We start from the raw sequence: 19,909 nt of genomic DNA, 5'->3' as shown, positions 1-19,909 counted from the left end.
AAAAGGTATATTAATGGAATTAAGACATCTACGTTATTTTGTTACCGTTGTGGAAGAACAAAGTCTCACAAAAGCGGCTGAGAAGCTTTTTATTGCCCAGCCACCTCTCACGCGACAAATCAAAAAACTAGAAGAAGAATTGGGTATTGATTTGTTTGTGAAAGGCTCACGTCCATTAAAAGTGACAGAGGCAGGGCTGTTTTTTTACCAACATGCTGTTCAGATTTTAACGCATACGGCTCAAGCTGCTTCGATGGCTAAAAAAATGAAGTTAGTCGAGAACGTCGTTAAAGTAGGTTATGTGAGTTCGCTTCTTTATGGGCGATTACCGCAGGTCATTTATCTATTTAGACAAAAAAACCCTGATATTCATGTCGAGCTTATTGAATGTGGTACACGAGATCAGGTCGAGGCTTTAAAGTTAGGAAAAATTGATTTAGGTTTTGGCCGATTGCCAATTAGTGATCCTGCCATTAAGAGACTTTTACTTCGAAAAGAAAAATTAAAACTGGCGATTCATAAAAAACATCCTTTAAGTGAGTTGCAAGAGTCAGGAATTTATTTATCTCAAATTATTAATGAGACAATTTTTTCTTATCCAACCACACCTAAGCCGAATTTTTCGACCACTATTCAAGCTTTATTTACCAAATTAGGTCTTGTTCCTGCCAAACTGACTGAAGTCCGCGAAATTCATATGGCACTTGGCTTAGTGGCATCTGGAGAGGGTATTTGTATTATTCCTGAAAGCGCCTGTGACATTGGAATGAAGAATTTAACTTATTTAAATATCTTGGACTTAGAAGCTTATAGTCCTATTTCTCTATCCATGCGCAACATGGACCAAAGTTCTTATATTCCTAAAATTTTAGATTGTATTGAAGAGATCTATAGCCAAGAAGAAGTGTCGAGAAATCTAAATTTATAACTTTTTAATACGTTTTAAATTGAATTATCATGTTATTTTAAAACTTTAAGATTATAGGTAATATTTAAAAGGAATTATTGAATGAGAAAAATTTTAGGGATAGCTTCTCTCATTATATCTACTGGTGTTGTACATGCTGAACAATTAAATGAACAAGAAAAAATTTCTCCATACAGTGCTAATGTCACCTTCGCAAGTCAATATATATCACGTGGTTTTCAACAAACTTGGGGCAAGCCGGCATTACAAATAGGTTTCGATTATACCAATCCAAATGGATTATTTGTGGGAACTTGGGCATCGAATGTAAGTTCTAACTATCTTAGAGATGCTTCAGTTGAGTGGGATTTTTATACAGGTTATATCAAAACTTTCGATAAGTTTTCGGCCGGAATGACGGTTTTTTATTACTACTATCCGGGAGCTGAAAGCACGCCTGAAACGGGGAGTACCAGTTATAACTATGGCGAAATTGTACCTCAAATTGGTTATGGACCTTTGACATTTAAATATTATATTACCTATACCCCAGATTATGCAGGCTATAACTCCGATACGATGGGTGGCCCAGCAGGTAAACGTTCACGAGGAACAACTTATTTAGATCTAACTTTTACTCAGCCTATCAATGAGACTTGGATTTTTGGTGCTCATTATGGCTATGAAAGAATTAAAAATTTCTCGGAAGCTAATTTTCAGGATATGAAAGTCGAGCTGATTAAAGATTTAGGTGATGGCTGGACTACTAGTTTAGCCTATACCAAAGCTTGGGATAAAGATGGGTTCTATAAGAAGTATAGTAATGGTGAACCCGATGCACCCATTTCAAACCCGATTGATTCGACATTTACTGTCTCAGTTAAAAAAGTGTTCTAATTTATAAATAAAAAAGCCTGATAGCTTTATTTTGAATTATCAGGCTTTAAGTAATGAATATATAAAAATTATTTTTTAATTAAATCGTAAGCCATTTTGGTGTCGTCCAGCTGAACAAGTGAAGCATGGCGAGCAGAAAGCGGATCTTTATTTTCAATTGCGGTTAAAATCGCTTTATGTCTAGGTAACGAATGGCCTTGTAAATTTGGGCGTAGACTGGTGACTTGAATTGATTGTTGTAAAGGTAAAACTAGCATTTTCGACATATAAGCCAGCAAATCATTATGGGTTGCTTTAGCAATTGCTAAGTGAAATTGAATATCTGGCTCTATAAATTCTTCAACTGTTGTCGCTTTTTCCATCCCATCATAGGCATGTTTAATGCGTTCAATATCTTCTTCGTTTGCCGTACTTGCCGCAATATAAGCAAGCTCAGGTTCCAAAACGCGTCGTACGGTAGAAAGGGTTTTAAAAAACTCATGTTCAGGCGTCGTTTGAATCAACCAAAACAATACATCCGGATCGAGCAAATGCCATTCTTCTTTAGGCCTTACTACAGTTCCAATTTTTGGTCTTGAGTAAGTTAAGCCTTTAGCGTTTAAAACACGAATTGCTTCGCGAAAGACAGGGCGGCTGACTTTATATTCCTCACATAAATCAACTTCACTCGGGAGCTTTTCATTTTCCGAGATTTCTCCAGAAACAATTTTTAATCCCAATTGTTGAACAATTAATGCATGTTGGCTTTTGCTTGGAATAGGATTTTTATAGTCAGCTTTACTCATATTTTACTATTACGACACGTTGAATATCCTATGGTATAGATGACCTTGTCTTTTAACAAGATCATCTTTTTCAAGAACAAATATTAATGAGAATGACGCGGAACTTCAGAGCCACGGCAGCCGACCAAGAAATCAAAATCACAACCTTCGTCTGCTTGTAAAACGTGTTCTACATAGAGTTTACGGTAGCCGCCAATAAAACTTGGTGGAGCTGGAGGTGCTAAGGTTTCAAGACGTTGCTTAAGTTCTTCATCACTGACTTCTAAGTGAAGTTTCCCTTCATAAGCATCAAGTTCGATAAAGTCACCATTTTGAACTACGGCTAAAGGCCCACCAGCCATAGCTTCAGGGGCAACATGTAACACTACCGTGCCATAAGCTGTACCGCTCATACGTGCATCGGAAATACGAACCATGTCGGTAATGCCTTTGGCTAAAATTTTTGGAGGTAGTCCCATATTTCCAACCTCAGCCATGCCCGGGTAGCCTTTAGGACCAGCATTTTTCATGACTAAAATACAAGTTTCATCGACATCTAGATCTGGATCATTAATGCGGGTTTTATAATCATCAAAGTTTTCAAATACGACTGCACGACCACGATGTTTCATTAGTTCTGGTGTTGCAGCAGACGGTTTAAGCACTGCACCTTTAGGGGCTAAATTACCGCGTAAAATGCACATGCCGCCATCGTGGCGAATTGGGTTGTCTATTTTTCGAATCACTTCATCGTTATAAATAGGTGACTGCTGGCAATTTTCCCAAATGCCTTGACCATTTACGGTTAAAGCTTGTGGATGTGGTAAGAGATTGGCTTCGCCCATACGACGGATTACGGCTGGTAAGCCACCGCTATAATAGAACTCTTCCATGAGAAAACGGCCCGAAGGCTGCAAGTCAACAATAGTTGGCATGCCACGGCCGACACGGTTCCAATCATCAAGTTGTAAATCAACCCCAATACGTCCAGCAATTGCCTTTAAGTGAATCACGGCGTTGGTTGAACCACCAATAGCTGCATTGACTTTAATGGCATTTTCAAAAGCTTCTTTGGTTAAGATTTTAGACAGACGTAAATCTTCATGAACCATATCAACAATACGCATGCCAGAAAGATGAGCTAAGACATAACGGCGAGAATCTACCGCTGGTATAGCCGCATTATGTGGTAAAGAAGTACCTAGAGCTTCTGCCATACACGCCATTGTAGAAGCGGTGCCCATGGTATTACATGTACCAGCCGAGCGTGACATACCAGATTCGGCAGAAAGAAATTCATTTAAATCGATTTTGCCTGCTTTTAACTCTTCATGCATTTGCCAAACGATGGTACCAGCACCAATATCTTTACCTTTGTGCTTACCATTCAGCATTGGCCCACCAGTTACTACAATGGCAGGAATATCACAGCTTGCGGCCCCCATTAATAATGCAGGTGTGGTTTTGTCACAACCTGTTAGCAACACCACACCGTCAATAGGGTTACCTCGGATAGCTTCTTCTACATCCATACTGGCTAAGTTACGGGTAAACATGGCGGTAGGTCGTAAATTCGACTCACCATTTGAAAACACAGGAAACTCAACAGGGTAGCCGCCAGCTTCTAAAATCCCTTTTTTTACATGTTCGGCAATTTTTCGAAAATGGGCATTACATGGTGTGAGTTCAGACCACGTATTACAAATCCCAATAATCGGTTTACCTTGAAACTCATGATCTGGAATTCCTTGGTTCTTCATCCAACTACGATACATAAAGCCATTTTTATCCGTTGTACCAAACCAGGCAGCTGAACGAAGAGCTTGTTTGTTATTCATACAAATTTCCCTATATAGTATTACTATTTAAATTAATTAAACCAAAAATACACCATAAATTTTATTTTTAAAAGGTTTGAAATTTAAATAGTATTACTATATTTTAAATTGAAAGGATAATTTACGAGCAAGATGCTCTATAAGTAAATAATAGGAAATGGAGTCGAACATGGATTTCGAAAAGGATGTAATACGGACGGTCACGTTTAAGCTGATACCTGCATTAGTCATACTATATCTAGTGGCCTACATTGATCGTGCCGCCGTTGGTTTTGCCCATTTGCACATGGGTGCAGATGTCGGAATTGGTGATGCAGCCTATGGTCTAGGAGCAGGTTTATTTTTCATTGGATATTTTCTGTTTGAAGTTCCAAGTAATTTGCTTTTAGACAAATTTGGTGCACGTAAATGGTTTACCCGCATTTTATTGACATGGGGTTTAATCACCATGGCAATGGCGCTCATTGAGGGACCAAAAAGCTTTTATCTCTTACGGTTTTTACTCGGTGTAGCCGAGGCGGGCTTTTTTCCGGGTGTCTTATACCTGATTACTCAGTGGTATCCCGTGCGTCATCGCGGAAAAATTATGGGAATGTTTGTGCTTTCACAACCCATTGCCATGATGATTGCGGGGCCTTTAGCTGGTCTATTACTTGGAATGGATGGCATTGCAAACTTACATGGTTGGCAATGGTTATTTATGGCAGTTGGATTACCTGCGGTTTTATTGGCTTTACCTACCTTTCTTTGGTTACCAGATAATATTGATAAAGTGAAATGGTTAAGCATTGAACAAAAACAATGGCTTAAAAATGAACTTATTAAAGATGAGGCCGAATACGATCAAACTCGACATGCCAATCCACTTCATGCTTTAAAAGACAAACGTGTGCTTTTATTAGCATTGTATTACCTACCAGTGACTTTAAGTATTTACGGTTTAAATCTCTGGTTGCCTTCTATTATCAAGCAGTTTGGAGGCGGTACTGATCTTCAAATTGGGTTCTTATCTAGCATTCCCTACGTTTTTGGAATTATTGGATTATTAATTATTCCACGTAGTACCGATCGTCTAAATGATCGCTATGGACATTTAAGTTTTCTCTACGCACTGGGCGCTTGTGCAATGTTTTTAAGTGCTTGGCTCAATTCTCCAGTCATGCAGTTGGCTGCTTTGGCTGTGGTTGCGTTCTGCCTATTTTCATCAACTGCTGTGTTTTGGACATTACCGGGCCGTTTCCTAACAGGCGCAAGTGCAGCGGCTGGCATTGCCTTAATCAATTCTGTCGGAAATTTAGGTGGCTATGTTGGGCCATTTGGCATCGGACTTTTAAAAGAATACACAGGAAATATGGCTGCAGGCTTGTATTTCTTATCTATCGTCATGCTTTTTGGTCTGATTTTGACTTACATCGTCTATGCCAAGCTCGAACGTCAAAAAACTCAAACAGTGAATATTCAAAAGCCTTTGTAAGGAATAAAACATGCAAATTATTCAATTTGAAAATCGTGCAAATCAACGTGCCGTTGCCAAAGTAGAAGGCAACATGGCATATCCGGTTAAAAATATTCAATCGGTTCGTGATTTAGCACTTTTGACAATCCGCAATAAAGTTTCACTTGAGCAACAAGTTGAGACATTAGGGTTTGAATCAGAGACCTATGATTATTCATCTTTATTAGCAGATTTAAAGGTACTGCCGCCTTTAGACCATCCAGATCCAACACATTGTTTAATTTCCGGCACAGGCTTAACACACTTAGGTTCTGCATCAGCACGCGACAAAATGCATCAGCAAAATTTAAGCGATGACAGCTCAGTGACTGACACTATGCGGATATTTCAATGGGGACTACAAAAGGGTCGTCCACCAGAAGGTCAGGTCGGTGCGCAGCCAGAATGGTTCTATAAAGGTGACGGTTCAATTGTGGTGAGACCGGGAGCGGAATTACCTTTACCTCCATTTGCTGAAGACGGTGGCGAAGAACCTGAAATCGCAGGCCTATATGTGATTGGAGAAGACTTAAAGCCTTACCGAATCGGGTTTGCATTGGGTAATGAATATTCTGACCATGTAATGGAGCATCGTAATTATTTATATCTGGCCCATTCAAAATTACGTTTTTGTAGTTTTGGTCCAGCTTTACGAACAGGCGAATTACCGAAACATTTAGTGGGAACCAGCCGCTTGCGCCGTGATGGACAAATTATTTGGGAAAAAGAGTTTTTGTCGGGTGAGGATAATATGTGCCATAGCTTGGCAAATCTGGAATATCACCACTTTAAGTATCAACAATTCTTAAAAGCAGGGGATGTTCATATCCATTATTTCGGTACAGCGACTCTATCTTTTGCTGATGGTATTCAAGCGCAAGTCAACGATGAGTTTGAAATAGAGATGAAAGAGTTCGGTCTCCCTCTTAAAAACAAACTTGCTCATACACAAGCAGAGCTATCAATCGGTTCAGTTATTACTCTCTAAGGAATATAAAAATGGTCATTGGACACAACTTTATTGGCGGTTCACGTAGTGCACAAAGTACAACTTTATTAAAAAGTGTGAATGCAACAACTGGCGAGGCTTTGCCTTATGAGTTTCACCATGCAACTGAGCAAGAGGTGAATCAAGCCTGTGAAGCTGCAAGTCAAGCGTTTAAGACTTACCGCCATACGTCTCCTGAACAGCGTGCTGTTTTTTTAGAAAATATTGCCGATGAGCTCGATGCCTTGGGCACCGATTTTCTAGAGACTATTTCGCAAGAAACCGCTTTGCCACTTGCACGCTTGCAAGGTGAACGGGGCCGTACCAGTGGGCAAATGCGCCTGTTTGCTAAAGTGTTGCGCCGTGGTGACTTTTTAAGTGCACGTATTGATACAGCTTTGCCTGAGCGCCAGCCTTTACCTCGTCCAGACCTACGCCAGATTAAAATCGGTGTTGGCCCTGTGGCAGTCTTTGGGGCAAGTAACTTTCCACTCGCTTTTTCAACTGCGGGTGGCGATACTGCTTCGGCACTCGCCGCAGGCTGCTCTGTAGTGGTGAAAGCGCATAGTGGTCACATGGCGACAGCAGACTTTGTGGCTCAGGCAATTGAACGTGCCGTAGAAAAATCAAATATGCCTAAAGGTGTATTTAACATGATCTATGGTAATGGTGTGGGTGAACCACTGGTTAAGCATCCTTTAATTCAGGCTGTGGGTTTTACTGGTTCTCTTCGCGGTGGCAGAGCTTTATGTGACATGGCCGCAGCCCGTCCACAACCGATTCCAGTGTTTGCTGAAATGAGCAGTATCAACCCGATGCTGATGCTGCCCGAAGCCTTGAAAAACCGTGGCGATAAAATTGCGCAGGACTTGGCCGACTCAGTTGTTTTAGGCTGTGGTCAGTTCTGTACCAACCCGGGTTTAATTTTAGGTATTAAATCAGCTGAATTTAGCCAGCTCATTAGTAACCTAACCGAAATTATGGGTGGTAAACCTGCACAAACCATGTTGAATGCAGGTACTTTAACCAGCTATGCAGCAGGTCTTGAGCATTTAACCCAGCATCAAGGTATTAAACACTTGGCAGGTCAAACCCAGCAAGGCAATCAGGCACAGCCACAACTATTTAAAGCTGATGTGGAGCTATTACTTGCAGGTGATCAGCTTCTGCAAGAAGAAATCTTTGGGCCAGCGACAGTGGTAATTGAAGTTGAAGATAAAGCCCAACTTCTTCAAGCTTTACAAAGCATGAATGGTCAGCTCACTGCAACTTTAATTGCCGATGAAGCAGACTTAACCGAGTTTGCAGATGTGGTTCCTGTGCTAGAGGAAAAAGCAGGCCGATTACTCATCAATGGCTACCCAACGGGTGTTGAAGTGTGTGATGCGATGGTACACGGCGGACCATACCCAGCGACTTCTGATGCAAGAGGCACCTCTGTTGGAACTTTAGCAATTGACCGTTATTTACGCCCAGTCTGTTACCAAAACTACCCGCAAAGTTTATTGCCGGAAGCCTTAAAAGACAGCAACCCATTGCAGATTTTAAGACTGGTCAATGGTGAGATGACCAAAGAAGCGATCTAATAAAATAAAAAAGAGACCACTAGTTGGTCTCTTTTCATATCCTAAAAATAAATCTATAGCGGAGTAGGCAAATTAAGCACGACTTGAGCATCTTCAATAACATCTAAGCGGAGAATTCTTGAGGCACCTAGCTCATTTAGCAATGTAGTTAAAGGCCCTTCATTTTTCTCGAGTTGAACATTCTTTGGAAAAAGCTTTTGCGCGAAAGAAAGAATGTTGGACTGAACTTCTGTTTGATGCCATTTCCCATCAACAACATGTAACATAGTGGCTTTGTTGATATGTGTTTCAGAAGCGACATGTTTTAAAGTCGGTACTAAGGTTTTCAAGCTTAAATCTAATTTTCCATTAACATCGAAAATTTTCGCTTGAACTTCTTTTGAACTAATGTTGACATCAATTTTAGTCAGCCATTTTGGAAGTTGGTAACCATATACACCACGAACTCTGGCAATTTCCGTATCGACAGGTAAAGCTAAAACATGCGCATAAAAATGACGTTGACGCATCGATTTCATCAACTCTGCAATATGTGGTCCACGAGCATTAGGTTGACGTACAACAATCGCAATCGACACTTCGTTATAAGGGTCGTTATCACAAACTGAATAGGTAAAGAACGTAACAGCGACCAACCCATAACCCGGAAATGGTTGTAATGGAGTTAAAGCCGCAGGAAGTTTTGCCTTAATGAGCTTAATTGGAGCAAGCATTAAAAGCTGTACATTTGCACTACGATAATAAAAGTTAGGTGCCCAGACAGGACCTACACGTGACTCTACAATTTTTTTAGGAATATGGCGGAAAAAATCGATGTTGCCCGCAGCAGGGTCTTGAGCGACTTCGTTTAGATCAGGGTTCATTCTAAAACGGTCGTAATAACCATCTTTGGGTACTTTGACTTTTTGTTGCCCAAACTCAACCTCAGTAAACTGTTGTTTTATATTCATGAGAGTTCACCTTTAATATTTAATGACCGAGTAGCTACTGTTGTCCATATCCAGCATGTTAATTAATAGCCAATGTGGGCACTATAAGATTAAAGCTAGCTTTAAGGTCAAGGCTTTAATTTTGATATGTCAAATCTTTGACATTTAGAAGAAATAAAATAAAAACAATTCAAGATTAAAAAGATACAAAGTTGAGTAGAGTCTTCATATAAATTTTATTCTTAAAATATGATTTAAGATGATTGACCTTAAAGTTAACTTCAAGCTTAGTATAAATATTCAAACTTTTATAACGAATCTATAAACAGTTTTCAGCAGGAGAACAAAGATGGGATATGTAACAACAAAAGACGGTGTAGAAATTTTTTATAAGGACTGGGGACCACGCGATGCCCAAGTTTTATTTTTTCATCATGGTTGGCCTTTAAGTTCAGATGATTGGGATACACAGTTGCTTTTTTTCCTTAAAGAAGGTTTTCGTGTAGTTGCTCATGACAGACGTGGGCATGGGCGTTCAAGTCAAGTGTGGGATGGTCATGATATGGACCACTATGCAGATGATGTCGCAGAAGTGGTTAAACATCTGAACATTAAAAATGCAATTCATATTGGTCACTCAACGGGTGGTGGTGAAGTAGCTCACTACATTGCGCGTCATGGCCAAGAAAACGTTAAAAAGGCTGTGCTTGTCAGCGCAGTACCGCCGCTTATGGTTAAAACTGAAAATAATCCAGAAGGGTTACCAAAAGAAGTTTTTGATGACCTGCAAAATCAAGTTCTTACAAACCGCGCGCAATTTTTCCGTGACCTTCCATCAGGTCCGTTTTATGGTTTTAACCGACCTGATGCGAAGCCATCTGAAGGCATCATTTCTAACTGGTGGCGCCAAGGCATGACAGGCAGTGCAAAAGCACATTACGACGGTATTGTGGCATTCTCACAAACTGACTTTACTGAAGATTTAAAGAAAATCACGGTTCCTGTTTTGGTGTTGCATGGTGACGATGATCAGATCGTGCCTTATAAAACTTCTGGCGTGAAATCTGCTGAGTTACTTCAAAATAGCCAACTCAAAATCTATCCAGGTTTTTCTCATGGCATGTTAACCGTTAACCATGATGTGATTAACGCTGACTTATTGGCATTTATTCGCGAATAATTTAAAGCTTTAAACTTTAAAAAAGAGGCCTAATGAGTGCCTCTTTTTTTATATAAAAAATTAATAAATTCAAAATATTAAATATAGAAATACTAAAAGGTATTGACATTAAAGTTAGCTTTAATCTTAAAGTAAAGCCATATTGAATGAGGTCATTCCAATGAAAGTGTTCGAAAAATTAGTATTTCCAAATGGCTCAAATGTTCCTAACCGTATTGCTAAAGCTGCAATGGAAGAAAACATGGCTGATTTAAACCATGCACCATCAGAAGAATTAATGCGTTTATATCAAGCTTGGGCAAATGGTGGCGTAGGTTTAATCATTACCGGAAATGTAATGGTAGATCGCCGCGCAATGACTGGACCGGGCGGTGTCGTGCTGGAAGATGAAAAGCATCTAGATACTTTCAAAAAATGGGCACAAATTGGCCGTTCAAAAGGCGCTCAGGTTTGGCTTCAAATCAACCATCCTGGTCGTCAAATGCAGTCAAATTTAGGGCAACAAACATGGGCACCTTCTGCTGTTGCTTTAGATTTAGGAAAAATGTCAGATCGTTTTAATATACCAATCGAAATGACTGAATCTATGATTGCAGAGGTGATTCAGCGTTTTGCAAACACTGCGAGGTTAGGTGAAAAAGCAGGATTTACTGGCGTAGAAATTCATGCAGCACATGGTTATTTATTAAGCCAGTTTCTTTCTCCACTGAGTAATAAACGCCAAGATCAATGGGGTGGTTCCTTAGAAAATCGCGCTCGTATCTTAATTGAAATTGTGGATGCAGTTCGTAAAGTGGTTTCACCTGAATTTACTGTGGCGGTAAAACTAAATTCAGCCGATTTCCAGCGTGGCGGGTTTAGTGCTGAAGACGCTCAACAAGTGGTTAAAATGTTAAATGAGCATGCAGTCGATTTGGTAGAGCTTTCAGGCGGTAGTTACGAAGCGCCAGCAATGCAGGGTCAAGCACGTGATGGCCGAACACTTGCCCGTGAAGCTTACTTTTTAGAGTTTGCACAAGAGATTCGTAAAGTTGCCAAAATGCCTGTTATGGTAACAGGTGGCATACGTCGTAAGCAGGTAGCAGAGCAAGTGGTTGAAAGTGGTGTAGATATGGTCGGTATTGCCACAGCACTAGCAATTGAACCTAATTTGCCAAATGCTTGGAAACAAGGCCACAATGTCACACCAGAGCTAAAACCAATTACTTGGAAGAATAAAACACTAGCTTCACTTGCGAATATGGCTGTGGTCAAATTCCAGTTACGTAATTTAAGTTCTGGCAAAAAAACAAAACCAAATGTTTCACCAGCTTGGGCTTTAATTTTGCAACAATCAGCGATGTCATGCCGTACCCGCCAATACAAAAAAGGCATGCGTGACTATACATTTGCTTCTTAATAAGTGAGTTGTGTTATGACAAATCCGAATGATTCAAACTGGATAATTTATGGAGCAAATGGCTACACGGGCGAGTTAATCGCTCGTGAAGCTGTACGCCAAGGTCTAAAACCAACTTTGGCTGGTCGTAACAAAGCCAAGGTTGAAACACTCGCTCAAGAGTTGGGACTCAACTATAAAGCTTTTGGACTTGATAGCGTAGATGCAGTAAGTGAGCAAATCCAAGGCTTTAAATTGGTCATGCACTGCGCAGGACCATTTTCAGCGACCTCGAAACCCATGATGGAAGCTTGTATAAAAGCAGGTGCTCACTATCTCGATATTACTGGTGAAATTGCGGTATTTGAATTAGCGCAGTCACTTAACAGCCAAGCCGAAAAAGCCGATATCGTGCTTTGTCCGGGTGTTGGTTTCGATGTGATACCGACAGACTGTGTGGCAGCTGCCTTGAAAGAAGCACTGCCAGATGCGACTCATTTAGCACTTGGTTTCGACTCAAGAACAGGACTTTCACCGGGTACTGCCAAAACCAGTACAGAAGGTATGGCAGAGGGTGGAAAAATTCGTAAAAACGGAAAAATTACTACAGTTCCATTGGCGCACTACGTCCGAACTATTGATTTTGGGGACGGTAAAAAAAGTGCCATGAGTGTTCCGTGGGGTGACGTATCTACAGCTTTCTATACAACAGGTATTCCAAACATTGAAGTGTTTGTACCCGCATTTCCCAAAATGATTTTTGGTGCGAAAATGATGAACTATTTACGCCCAGTATTAAAAATCAATGCTGTGCAGAAGTTTATTAAGTCGCGTATTGAAAAAACGGTTGTGGGACCAAATGAGGAACTTCGCGCGAAAGTACCTACCTATGTTTGGGGTGAGGCAAGAAATATGCGTGGGGAAATAAAAACTGCCCGTATCCAAACAGAAAATGCGTATAGCCTTACCGTAAATGGCTCTCTGACTGTGGTGAATTATTTACTCAAAAATACCGTTAAAGGCGGTACATATACACCTGCAAAACTAATAGGTTATAAGCTAGTGACCGAGCTGCCGGGTTCTGGTCCGCTGGTCATTACTTAATAAAGCCTTTATTAAAACAGCATGTTTATAAATAGTCCCGAACAAGGAGTCATTCATGTTCGGGTTATTTTTAAATATTTCAAGTAAATACAGCTTTATATAGATGAAAGAAAAACAGCAAACAAAACACTCCATAAGAAATAATTCAAATTGAATATACTAAAAAGCGATAAATATTTTTCATAACAAAGGAATGAGAATAGTGAGAAAACTCATACTATTTCTACATGCATCGCTAGATAGTTTTGTGTAAGGTCCAAATGGGGCAATGGACATAGGCTGGATTGCTTACGACGCCGATTTAGCAAATCATGCCAAAGAAGTTTTGAGTACTGCTGATACTGTGATTTGGGGGCGTGCAACTTACCAAATGATGCATAATTACTGGCCAACCATGCTTTCAAACCCAGAAGCTTCGGAGCACGAACGAAATCATGCTGAGTGGATTGAAAAAACAGAGAAAATCGTTTTTTCTACAACCCTAGATAAAGTTGAATGGAATAACTCTAGACTGGTGAAAGACCATGTCGAAGAAGAAATTAATAAACTTAAACAGAAGCAGGGCAAGGATATGGTAATTCTGGGGAGTCCTCGCTTTGCGCATTATCTGATGCAACTTGGTTTAATTGATGAATACAAAATTACGGTTTCGCCTGTGCTGATTGGTAGTGGCTTGCTACTATTCCAAGGTATTCAAGAAAAGACTAATCTTAAACTTATTGAAAATAAAACGTTTGCTTCAGGTGCAATTGGTCTTAACTATCAAAAGATCGGCTGATTTTTTATAGTATTTATATGAAAAAGACGAATTACAGCCCTATTCTGTAATTCGTCTTTTTAGATTTATTGAATGTTACTTAAACGCTTAACAACTGCCTCGGCAATTTCCTTACTCGACTGTGGGTTTTGTCCCGTAATAATTCTATCGTCCGAAACTACATATGAGGTAAATGGAACAAATGCTTGTTTATATTTTGCTCCACGTTCAATGAGCCCATTTTGTAGTGAAAAAGGAACTTGAGACTTAATACCCGACAGCGTTTCTTCAATATTTGCGAAACCCGTAACGGTTCTATCTGCAATTAAAGGTTTGCCATTTTCATCCTGCAAAGGTAATAAACCACCCACGCCGTGACATACTGCTGAAACGATCCCTCCTTGGCGATAGATCTGTTCACTAATATTTTGTAGAGCTTTATTGGTTGGGAAATCCCACATGGTGCCGTGTCCACCAGTATAGTAAATGGCTTTGTACTGCGAAGGATTAATCATATTTGGAGCTAATGTTGATTTTAACCTTTGCATAAATGCTGGGTCGGCTAAGTGATCTTGTGCCGATTTGTCTAAATAAATAGACTTTAAGCTACGTTCATCCAGAGGAACATGACCGCCTAAAGGACTTACAAAATCCATGTCATAGCCAGCAGCCAAAGCGACATCGTAAAAATGAGTGAGTTCAGTCAGCCAAAGTCCTGTTTTATCCGAACGGAAAGGGTAAGCTGAGTGATTGGTCATCACGACTAAAATTTTTCCCTTTGCTTTGTTAAGGCTTTGAGCTTTATCTGACTCTGCGGCATGAGCCACATTGGCAGTCAAAAAAATAGCAAAAATAATGGTTAACCAACGCTGAAAATCCCAAACTTTAAACATCACAGGCTCCTCATCTATTACCTGTGATCCATCATATGTTTAAAGTGTACTTTAAGGTCAATAGGTCTCTAAGAAATTACGATGTCTTTGCTTTGTCGTAATAGAGGTTCATGAGTCGTTCTGCATTTTCTTCGCAAGTAATTTCATCTGGTTTGTTATTAATAGCTTCAACCATGGTTCGTAAATTTTGCTTACTCACTTTTAGTTTTTGTTCTAAAAGTTCTATTTCCTGAATTTTGGATTCAAGCGTTTGAATGAGTGCATCATGGTCCCAAGTAGCAACTTTTGAAGGCAAAAAGGCTTTAATTTCTGCTAAAGAAAATCCAACTTGTTGGGCTTGCTGAATTAAAGAAAGTTGCTTTAAATCGTTGTCGGTATATTCACGATAGCCATTCGATTTTCTTTTGGCTTTAGGCAAGAGTTTGATTTGCTCGTAGTAACGAATTGTAGGGGTACTTAAACCGCTTAGTTTAGATAACTCGCTAATATTCATAGCCACATACTCTATTGACATTCAAGTTAACTTTAGACTTATAGTCATGTAAAAGCAAGGTTCATAACTTTACTAAGCGCACACTTTCAGTAACAGCTTTCTATGCTTTGATAGATGAAAGAAAGAATTATAAATATGAACAATGAGGTGATGAAATGTCTAAACGTATATTACATGTCGTGACCAATGTTTCACGCTATAAAGATATCGATGAACCAACAGGGCTGTGGCTAGGCGAGCTCACTCATGCCTATGATGAATTTGAAAAGCAAGGTTATGTGCAAGACATTGTCAGTCCAAATGGCGGAAAAACTCCGATTGAACCAAAATCATTAGGAGCTTTGGTTTCTGACAAGTCTGTAAAAGCGAGAGAAGATGATCAAGCTTTTATGACTTTATTAGCCAATACTTTTAAGCCTTCCGATATTAATTGGCAAGATTATGATGTGATTTATTACACAGGCGGTCACGGTGTCATGTGGGATTTTTTAGATAATCCTGAACTGCAAGAAATCACCAAAAATATTTATGAAAAGGGTGGCATTGTTTCGAGTGTTTGCCATGGGTATTGCGGCTTGCTCAATGTACGACTTTCAAATGGCGAACGACTGATAAAAGACAAAAAGTTAACTGGCTTTGCTTGGAGTGAGGAAGTTTTGGCGGGTGTTGCAAAAAAAGTCCCATACAATGCTGAAGAGTTAGCTAAAGAATATGGGGCACATTATGATAAGGCCTTTATTCCATTTGCACCACATGTAGTTCAAGACGGCAATTTAATTACAGGACAGAACCCGTTTTCTGCTAAAAAAACAGCTTTAGCGATAATAGAAGAGTTAGAAAAGTCATAATTTAATGACTCAAAAAAACCTAAAAGCAAAACCAGCAACGGCTTTGCTTTTAGGGTATCTAAATAAGTAGTTGTTGTAGAAAACTAATATTAAGGAACAATCACAAAATCAGGGTTAGCTATTGCAAAAACTGCTTCGCGGTCTGCGGCTGGTGGATAAATCCAGACGGTATTAATTTCTTGTTTAATTTTTTTAGCTTCATCACGCACAAATTGAACCTGGCGATCCCAACCTTCGCTATAAAGTGCGCCCCACGGACCTAAATCAACACACGTCACATACTTCGGTTGACTGTAGGAATGAAGTGGTAAATCAACCAATTCTGCCGCAGCGTTGTAACCCGCTACACGACCTAGACTCATGGCATGTTGGCAAGACATCACGTTAAAGTTACCTAAATCATCGGTTGGAACTTTTACAGTGTCGCCCGTCACAAAAATATTTTTTGCTTCAGGTGCATGTAAATAAGAATCCCCTAAAATACGTCCTAAATTATCTTTTTCACCAGTAATTTGAGAGGTGAGTGGGTTGGCTCGCATGCCCGCAGTCCAGATCACGGTTTTTGTTTGAATTCTTTCGCCATTAGAAAGTGTTACCCCTGATGCATCTAGTGCTGTAACTCGTAGCCCAGCTTTACCTTCCACACCAAGCTCGCTAAGAGCTTCTCGAATAACGGTAGCAGCTTGGTCACCCATCGCCGCGCCAATTTCTGTTGAGGAATCAACTAAAACTACACGGACATTAGTTTCACCTAAAATGCTACGCAGACGTTCAGGCATTTCAGTAACGGTTTCTAACCCAGTAAGACCACCACCTGCAACGACCACCGTATTACGCGCTGCATTTGCAGGTTTACTGGCTAAGTTTTTAAGATGTTGGTCTAGTTTTTCGGCATCTTCTAGAGTGCTTACGCTAAAGCCATATTCGGTAAGACCCGATATAGACGGCATAAACGTCGTACTTCCGGTTGCGAGAATAAAACGGTCATAGCTTAAAGTTTGTTTGTTGCCATCGGTGGTTGAAACGTCAATTGTCTGTTGATTTGAGTCAATTTTATTTACCCAACCTGCCAGAAATTTAACCCCAACCACGCTTAATAACTCTGAAATATCAGGGTTCATGTTTTCAAGCACAGCTTCATAAAGACGAGGACGAATATCAACATTCGGGCTAGGGGAAACCATTAACACTTCAATATTTTGTTCTTGCGACGCTAAGTGAATTGCTCTTTGTGCAGCGAGTGCAGCCCATAAACCAGCAAAGCCAGAACCTGCAATAATAATACGCTTACTCATTTGATTATCCTTTTGATCGATTTTTCGGACAACACATTCCAACTCATCACAAAATTTAGGGTGAGCGAATCCTTTCTCTGATTGTCCGAAAAATCTGAGAAGGCGTTTAAAACGATTAGGGGAGTTTTACATTAGGGCATGAAGCCCTATAAGCTCATTTAGTCTGGTGTATCCCGTGAGATTTTGTTTTTCCGCATTTTTGCTGTTCTTCCTTCGATGCGTTCATTAATCCAGCCATTTACATCACTAAAAAATACGTCGGGTGCATAACGGCCAAAACGGTCAGCAATATCACCAAGTGTATGAGCACCTAAAGCGTCTCGCATGGCTTTTTCGGCCTGTAGCATGACGGCATGCACTGCACACACACCACTGGTTGCCCAATCTGGCGGAGCATGATTAAAGACCGCACATTTACCACGAACTTCTTGACACTCAAAAAGCGGTTTTTCACCTTCGATTGCATTCACGATATCTAAAAAACTGATTTCATGAGCGGATCGAGCGAGTAAATACCCACCACGAACACCTTCTTGAGCAATAACGAGACCTGCCTTTTCAAGTTTAGGAAAAATCTTGGCCATAAAACTTGGAGAGACTCCTTGTAATTCAGCAAGATCCTTACTACTCAAAGGTTTATCTTCATTGTTCACAAGAAAAAGAAGACAGTGAATCGCATACTCGACGCTACTAGTGATATAAGCCATTTAATTTCATAATTGATCAATTACAAACACAGACTAATGTAGTCTGTGTTTTAAGTCAATAATAAAACTAAGATAGAGTTAGTCCTAGTTTTAAATAAATGCTGTCAAAGTTTTGGTTATGAATATATCTAATTGAATAATTTAAATTTTAATAAATAAAAATATTTTATTGATTTCTTTTAATCGTACGGATGTCTAATAGATGTTTAATCAAATAGTTCACAACTTATAAGTAAGATAGAGGAAGGGGCTAGACATTTATCATTTATTTATAGAGTCTTTTAAATTATATTTATGTAGATTGTTTCAATTAAAATATTGTATAGCTTTATCTGAATAAAAATATTTTTTACATAGCACGATGAATGAATAAGAGAGTTGTTTTGAAAACTGAATTTATTATTAGATGTATTTACGCACTTTGTCTTATCGGTGCAGGGTTCAACCATTTACAAACAGTTCTCGTGCACGGTTTGTTTTGGGACTATAACAATGCACCATTATTTACCTGTATTTATTGGACATCTTTGACGTTTATTGATCCACTTGCAGCAATTCTTCTATTTTATAGACCCCGTATCGGCTTAATTCTAACTTTTCTCATTATATTTAGTGATGTCATTCACAACACTTGGATTACATTAAAAGTGGGCCGAGACTTGCTCAACTATATGTATATTTCCCAATTTTTATTTCTGGTTTTTGTTTTGTGCACAATTAAGTTTCCTTGGAAGGCACATAAGACAAGTTAAAATTTTAAGATTGGAGAGCAAAAGCATTCTTTTACTCTCCAAATAATTTCTTCAAACTTACGAACGCCACCAATAATTTTCGACATTTGGTTCATTAAGATTCAAGAGTTCTCCCATTTGCGGTGTACTAATGGCTAAATTATTTTCATGTGCCAAACCAACAATACGTTCAAACGGATCATCCCAAGCATGAAGTGCCAAATCAAAAGTACCGTTGTGTACAGGCAACAAATGACGACCTTTTAAATCGATATGTGCTTGTAAGGTTTGCTCTGGTTGCATGTGAACATCTGGCCATTCAGGGTCGTAAGCGCCCGTTTCTAACATGGTCAAATCAAACGGACCATAACGATGTCCAATCTCTTTAAACCCATCGAAATAGCCTGTGTCACCGCTGAAAAATACACGTAAGTCACTATCAATAATCACCCATGAAGCCCAAAGCGTCGCATTGCTATCGCCCATGCCGCGGCCTGAAAAGTGATGGGCAGGGGTAGCAACCAATTTTAGTCCATCCACATGGGTAGTATCCCACCAATCAAGTTGTTGAACCTTTTCCGCTGGAATTCCCCATTTAATGAGCGTATCACCCACACCAAGCGGTGTTAAGAAATGTTCAACTTTATCGTTAAGTTGCATGACAGCATGATAGTCGAGGTGGTCGTAGTGGTTATGCGACAAAATCACGCCTTTAATCGGCGGTAAGTCTGCGATACTAATCGGTGGTTGGTGGAAACGTTTTGGGCCAATCCACTGAAAAGGTGAAGCACGATCTGAGAAAACAGGGTCGGTTAACCAAAACTCATTTTGCAGTTTTAACAAAATGGTTGAGTGCCCTAAACGAAATAGAGAGCGGTCAGGCGCACTTAAAAGCTGTTCTTTTGACAAACTTAAAACTGGAATCTCTTTATTCGGTACTGTGTCTTTTGGTTTGTTAAATAAAAACTTCCACATAAGTTGAAGTGTTTTACCAAAAGAAGGCTTGTGTTGGTTCGGACGCGTATTTCTAAATTTGCCATTTTGCTGCTGAGATGGCATTAAGGGAGAAGGCAAGTCTGTTGTGTTTGAAATAGTCATCTTGTTTTTCCTTTATTGGAA

Annotated in this window: 18 protein-coding genes and 1 pseudogene; 11 read left to right on the top strand and 8 right to left on the bottom strand. The window is 39.7% G+C overall.

Features of this window, described 5'->3' with window-relative positions; translation table 11 throughout:
* Nucleotides 1-13 precede the first annotated feature (13 nt).
* Both ACS125_RS14120 and ACS125_RS14115 read left to right on the top strand, forming a co-directional pair.
* On the top strand, nt 14-928 hold the full coding sequence (locus ACS125_RS14120) for a LysR family transcriptional regulator (RefSeq protein ID WP_130119255.1): 915 nt from the start codon (nt 14-16) through the stop codon (nt 926-928).
* Nucleotides 929-1,009: 81 nt separating this feature from the next.
* Nucleotides 1,010-1,804 carry a TorF family putative porin gene (locus tag ACS125_RS14115; RefSeq protein ID WP_443272836.1) on the top strand — a complete coding sequence of 265 codons (795 nt, stop codon included), beginning with the start codon at nt 1,010-1,012 and terminating at the stop codon, nt 1,802-1,804.
* Between the two features lie 68 nt (nt 1,805-1,872).
* Here the strand turns inward: ACS125_RS14115 and ACS125_RS14110 are convergent, their stop codons facing one another.
* Nucleotides 1,873-2,589 carry a FadR/GntR family transcriptional regulator gene (locus ACS125_RS14110; protein ID WP_002113901.1) on the bottom strand — a complete coding sequence of 239 codons (717 nt, stop codon included), beginning with the start codon at nt 2,587-2,589 and terminating at the stop codon, nt 1,873-1,875.
* Between the two features lie 83 nt (nt 2,590-2,672).
* Complete coding sequence (locus tag ACS125_RS14105) at nt 2,673-4,406, bottom strand: IlvD/Edd family dehydratase (RefSeq protein ID WP_443272834.1); 1,734 nt, start codon at nt 4,404-4,406, stop codon at nt 2,673-2,675.
* Between the two features lie 169 nt (nt 4,407-4,575).
* Between ACS125_RS14105 and abaQ the strand changes: the two genes are divergently transcribed.
* Genes abaQ through ACS125_RS14090 form a run of 3 tightly spaced genes read left to right on the top strand, consistent with a single transcriptional unit; the run spans nt 4,576 to nt 8,475 of the window.
* Entirely contained in the window at nt 4,576-5,880 is a 1,305-nt protein-coding gene (gene abaQ / locus ACS125_RS14100) for a multidrug efflux MFS transporter AbaQ (protein ID WP_443272832.1), read from the top strand.
* 10 nt (nt 5,881-5,890) lie between these two features.
* Nucleotides 5,891-6,889 carry an AraD1 family protein gene (araD1, locus tag ACS125_RS14095; RefSeq protein ID WP_443272830.1) on the top strand — a complete coding sequence of 333 codons (999 nt, stop codon included), beginning with the start codon at nt 5,891-5,893 and terminating at the stop codon, nt 6,887-6,889.
* An 11-nt stretch (nt 6,890-6,900) separates the two neighbouring features.
* On the top strand, nt 6,901-8,475 hold the full coding sequence (locus tag ACS125_RS14090; RefSeq protein WP_443272828.1) for an aldehyde dehydrogenase (NADP(+)): 1,575 nt from the start codon (nt 6,901-6,903) through the stop codon (nt 8,473-8,475).
* Between the two features lie 53 nt (nt 8,476-8,528).
* Here the strand turns inward: ACS125_RS14090 and ACS125_RS14085 are convergent, their stop codons facing one another.
* Nucleotides 8,529-9,425: a hypothetical protein gene (locus tag ACS125_RS14085; protein ID WP_004792095.1), complete on the bottom strand. Its 897-nt coding sequence runs from the start codon at nt 9,423-9,425 to the stop codon at nt 8,529-8,531.
* Between the two features lie 328 nt (nt 9,426-9,753).
* Here ACS125_RS14085 and ACS125_RS14080 point away from each other — a divergent pair, with 328 nt between their 5' ends.
* From ACS125_RS14080 to ACS125_RS14065, 4 genes and pseudogenes are all read left to right on the top strand, one after another.
* The gene (locus tag ACS125_RS14080; protein ID WP_443272826.1) at nt 9,754-10,584 is read left to right on the top strand and encodes an alpha/beta fold hydrolase; all 831 of its coding nucleotides are present in this window, start codon (nt 9,754-9,756) and stop codon (nt 10,582-10,584) included.
* A 160-nt stretch (nt 10,585-10,744) separates the two neighbouring features.
* Nucleotides 10,745-11,983 carry an NADH:flavin oxidoreductase/NADH oxidase family protein gene (locus ACS125_RS14075; RefSeq protein ID WP_443272824.1) on the top strand — a complete coding sequence of 413 codons (1,239 nt, stop codon included), beginning with the start codon at nt 10,745-10,747 and terminating at the stop codon, nt 11,981-11,983.
* A 15-nt stretch (nt 11,984-11,998) separates the two neighbouring features.
* Entirely contained in the window at nt 11,999-13,066 is a 1,068-nt protein-coding gene (locus tag ACS125_RS14070; protein WP_443272822.1) for a saccharopine dehydrogenase family protein, read from the top strand.
* A gap of 202 nt (nt 13,067-13,268) precedes the next feature.
* Nucleotides 13,269-13,844: pseudogene (locus ACS125_RS14065) on the top strand (dihydrofolate reductase family protein).
* Nucleotides 13,845-13,909: 65 nt separating this feature from the next.
* Here ACS125_RS14065 and ACS125_RS14060 read toward each other — a convergent pair.
* Together ACS125_RS14060 and ACS125_RS14055 are read right to left on the bottom strand one after the other, a co-directional pair.
* Nucleotides 13,910-14,716 carry a type 1 glutamine amidotransferase domain-containing protein gene (locus tag ACS125_RS14060; protein WP_443272820.1) on the bottom strand — a complete coding sequence of 269 codons (807 nt, stop codon included), beginning with the start codon at nt 14,714-14,716 and terminating at the stop codon, nt 13,910-13,912.
* 76 nt (nt 14,717-14,792) lie between these two features.
* Nucleotides 14,793-15,209, bottom strand: a complete 417-nt coding sequence (locus tag ACS125_RS14055) for a MerR family transcriptional regulator (RefSeq protein WP_443272818.1) — start codon at nt 15,207-15,209, stop codon at nt 14,793-14,795.
* A 155-nt stretch (nt 15,210-15,364) separates the two neighbouring features.
* On the opposite strand from ACS125_RS14055, the gene ACS125_RS14050 reads away from it, so the two are divergent.
* Nucleotides 15,365-16,057 carry a type 1 glutamine amidotransferase domain-containing protein gene (locus tag ACS125_RS14050; RefSeq protein ID WP_443272816.1) on the top strand — a complete coding sequence of 231 codons (693 nt, stop codon included), beginning with the start codon at nt 15,365-15,367 and terminating at the stop codon, nt 16,055-16,057.
* An 89-nt stretch (nt 16,058-16,146) separates the two neighbouring features.
* On the opposite strand, the gene ACS125_RS14045 is transcribed toward ACS125_RS14050, so the two are convergent.
* Together ACS125_RS14045 and ACS125_RS14040 are read right to left on the bottom strand one after the other, a co-directional pair.
* Complete coding sequence (locus tag ACS125_RS14045; RefSeq protein WP_443272813.1) at nt 16,147-17,352, bottom strand: NAD(P)/FAD-dependent oxidoreductase; 1,206 nt, start codon at nt 17,350-17,352, stop codon at nt 16,147-16,149.
* Between the two features lie 158 nt (nt 17,353-17,510).
* Nucleotides 17,511-18,059, bottom strand: coding sequence for an RrF2 family transcriptional regulator (locus ACS125_RS14040; RefSeq protein ID WP_003651943.1), 549 nt, complete (start codon nt 18,057-18,059; stop codon nt 17,511-17,513).
* Nucleotides 18,060-18,442: 383 nt separating this feature from the next.
* On the opposite strand from ACS125_RS14040, the gene ACS125_RS14035 reads away from it, so the two are divergent.
* On the top strand, nt 18,443-18,811 hold the full coding sequence (locus tag ACS125_RS14035; protein WP_443273987.1) for a hypothetical protein: 369 nt from the start codon (nt 18,443-18,445) through the stop codon (nt 18,809-18,811).
* Between the two features lie 57 nt (nt 18,812-18,868).
* Here the strand turns inward: ACS125_RS14035 and ACS125_RS14030 are convergent, their stop codons facing one another.
* Nucleotides 18,869-19,888, bottom strand: coding sequence for an MBL fold metallo-hydrolase (locus tag ACS125_RS14030; protein ID WP_443272811.1), 1,020 nt, complete (start codon nt 19,886-19,888; stop codon nt 18,869-18,871).
* Nucleotides 19,889-19,909: the final 21 nt, after the last annotated feature.

The sequence above is a fragment of the Acinetobacter sp. PFS20 genome, from assembly GCF_052261015.1.
GTDB lineage: Bacteria > Pseudomonadota > Gammaproteobacteria > Pseudomonadales > Moraxellaceae > Acinetobacter.
Note: the sequence above shows the minus strand (reverse complement) of the source record. Positions and strands in the feature narration are given on the sequence as shown.

What these genes read in the sequence shown, in the direction of transcription:
- ACS125_RS14060 (WP_443272820.1), bottom strand. Translation starts at nt 14,716, where the DNA reads ATGTTTAAAGTTTGGGATTTTCAGCGTTGGTTAACCATTATTTTTGCT.
- ACS125_RS14050 (WP_443272816.1), top strand. Translation starts at nt 15,365, where the DNA reads ATGTCTAAACGTATATTACATGTCGTGACCAATGTTTCACGCTATAAA.
- abaQ (WP_443272832.1), top strand. Translation starts at nt 4,576, where the DNA reads ATGGATTTCGAAAAGGATGTAATACGGACGGTCACGTTTAAGCTGATA.
- ACS125_RS14120 (WP_130119255.1), top strand. Translation starts at nt 14, where the DNA reads ATGGAATTAAGACATCTACGTTATTTTGTTACCGTTGTGGAAGAACAA.
- ACS125_RS14045 (WP_443272813.1), bottom strand. Translation starts at nt 17,352, where the DNA reads ATGAGTAAGCGTATTATTATTGCAGGTTCTGGCTTTGCTGGTTTATGG.
- ACS125_RS14110 (WP_002113901.1), bottom strand. Translation starts at nt 2,589, where the DNA reads ATGAGTAAAGCTGACTATAAAAATCCTATTCCAAGCAAAAGCCAACAT.
- ACS125_RS14070 (WP_443272822.1), top strand. Translation starts at nt 11,999, where the DNA reads ATGACAAATCCGAATGATTCAAACTGGATAATTTATGGAGCAAATGGC.
- ACS125_RS14075 (WP_443272824.1), top strand. Translation starts at nt 10,745, where the DNA reads ATGAAAGTGTTCGAAAAATTAGTATTTCCAAATGGCTCAAATGTTCCT.
- ACS125_RS14040 (WP_003651943.1), bottom strand. Translation starts at nt 18,059, where the DNA reads ATGGCTTATATCACTAGTAGCGTCGAGTATGCGATTCACTGTCTTCTT.
- ACS125_RS14090 (WP_443272828.1), top strand. Translation starts at nt 6,901, where the DNA reads ATGGTCATTGGACACAACTTTATTGGCGGTTCACGTAGTGCACAAAGT.
- ACS125_RS14105 (WP_443272834.1), bottom strand. Translation starts at nt 4,406, where the DNA reads ATGAATAACAAACAAGCTCTTCGTTCAGCTGCCTGGTTTGGTACAACG.
- araD1 (WP_443272830.1), top strand. Translation starts at nt 5,891, where the DNA reads ATGCAAATTATTCAATTTGAAAATCGTGCAAATCAACGTGCCGTTGCC.
- ACS125_RS14085 (WP_004792095.1), bottom strand. Translation starts at nt 9,425, where the DNA reads ATGAATATAAAACAACAGTTTACTGAGGTTGAGTTTGGGCAACAAAAA.
- ACS125_RS14055 (WP_443272818.1), bottom strand. Translation starts at nt 15,209, where the DNA reads ATGAATATTAGCGAGTTATCTAAACTAAGCGGTTTAAGTACCCCTACA.
- ACS125_RS14080 (WP_443272826.1), top strand. Translation starts at nt 9,754, where the DNA reads ATGGGATATGTAACAACAAAAGACGGTGTAGAAATTTTTTATAAGGAC.
- ACS125_RS14115 (WP_443272836.1), top strand. Translation starts at nt 1,010, where the DNA reads ATGAGAAAAATTTTAGGGATAGCTTCTCTCATTATATCTACTGGTGTT.
- ACS125_RS14030 (WP_443272811.1), bottom strand. Translation starts at nt 19,888, where the DNA reads ATGACTATTTCAAACACAACAGACTTGCCTTCTCCCTTAATGCCATCT.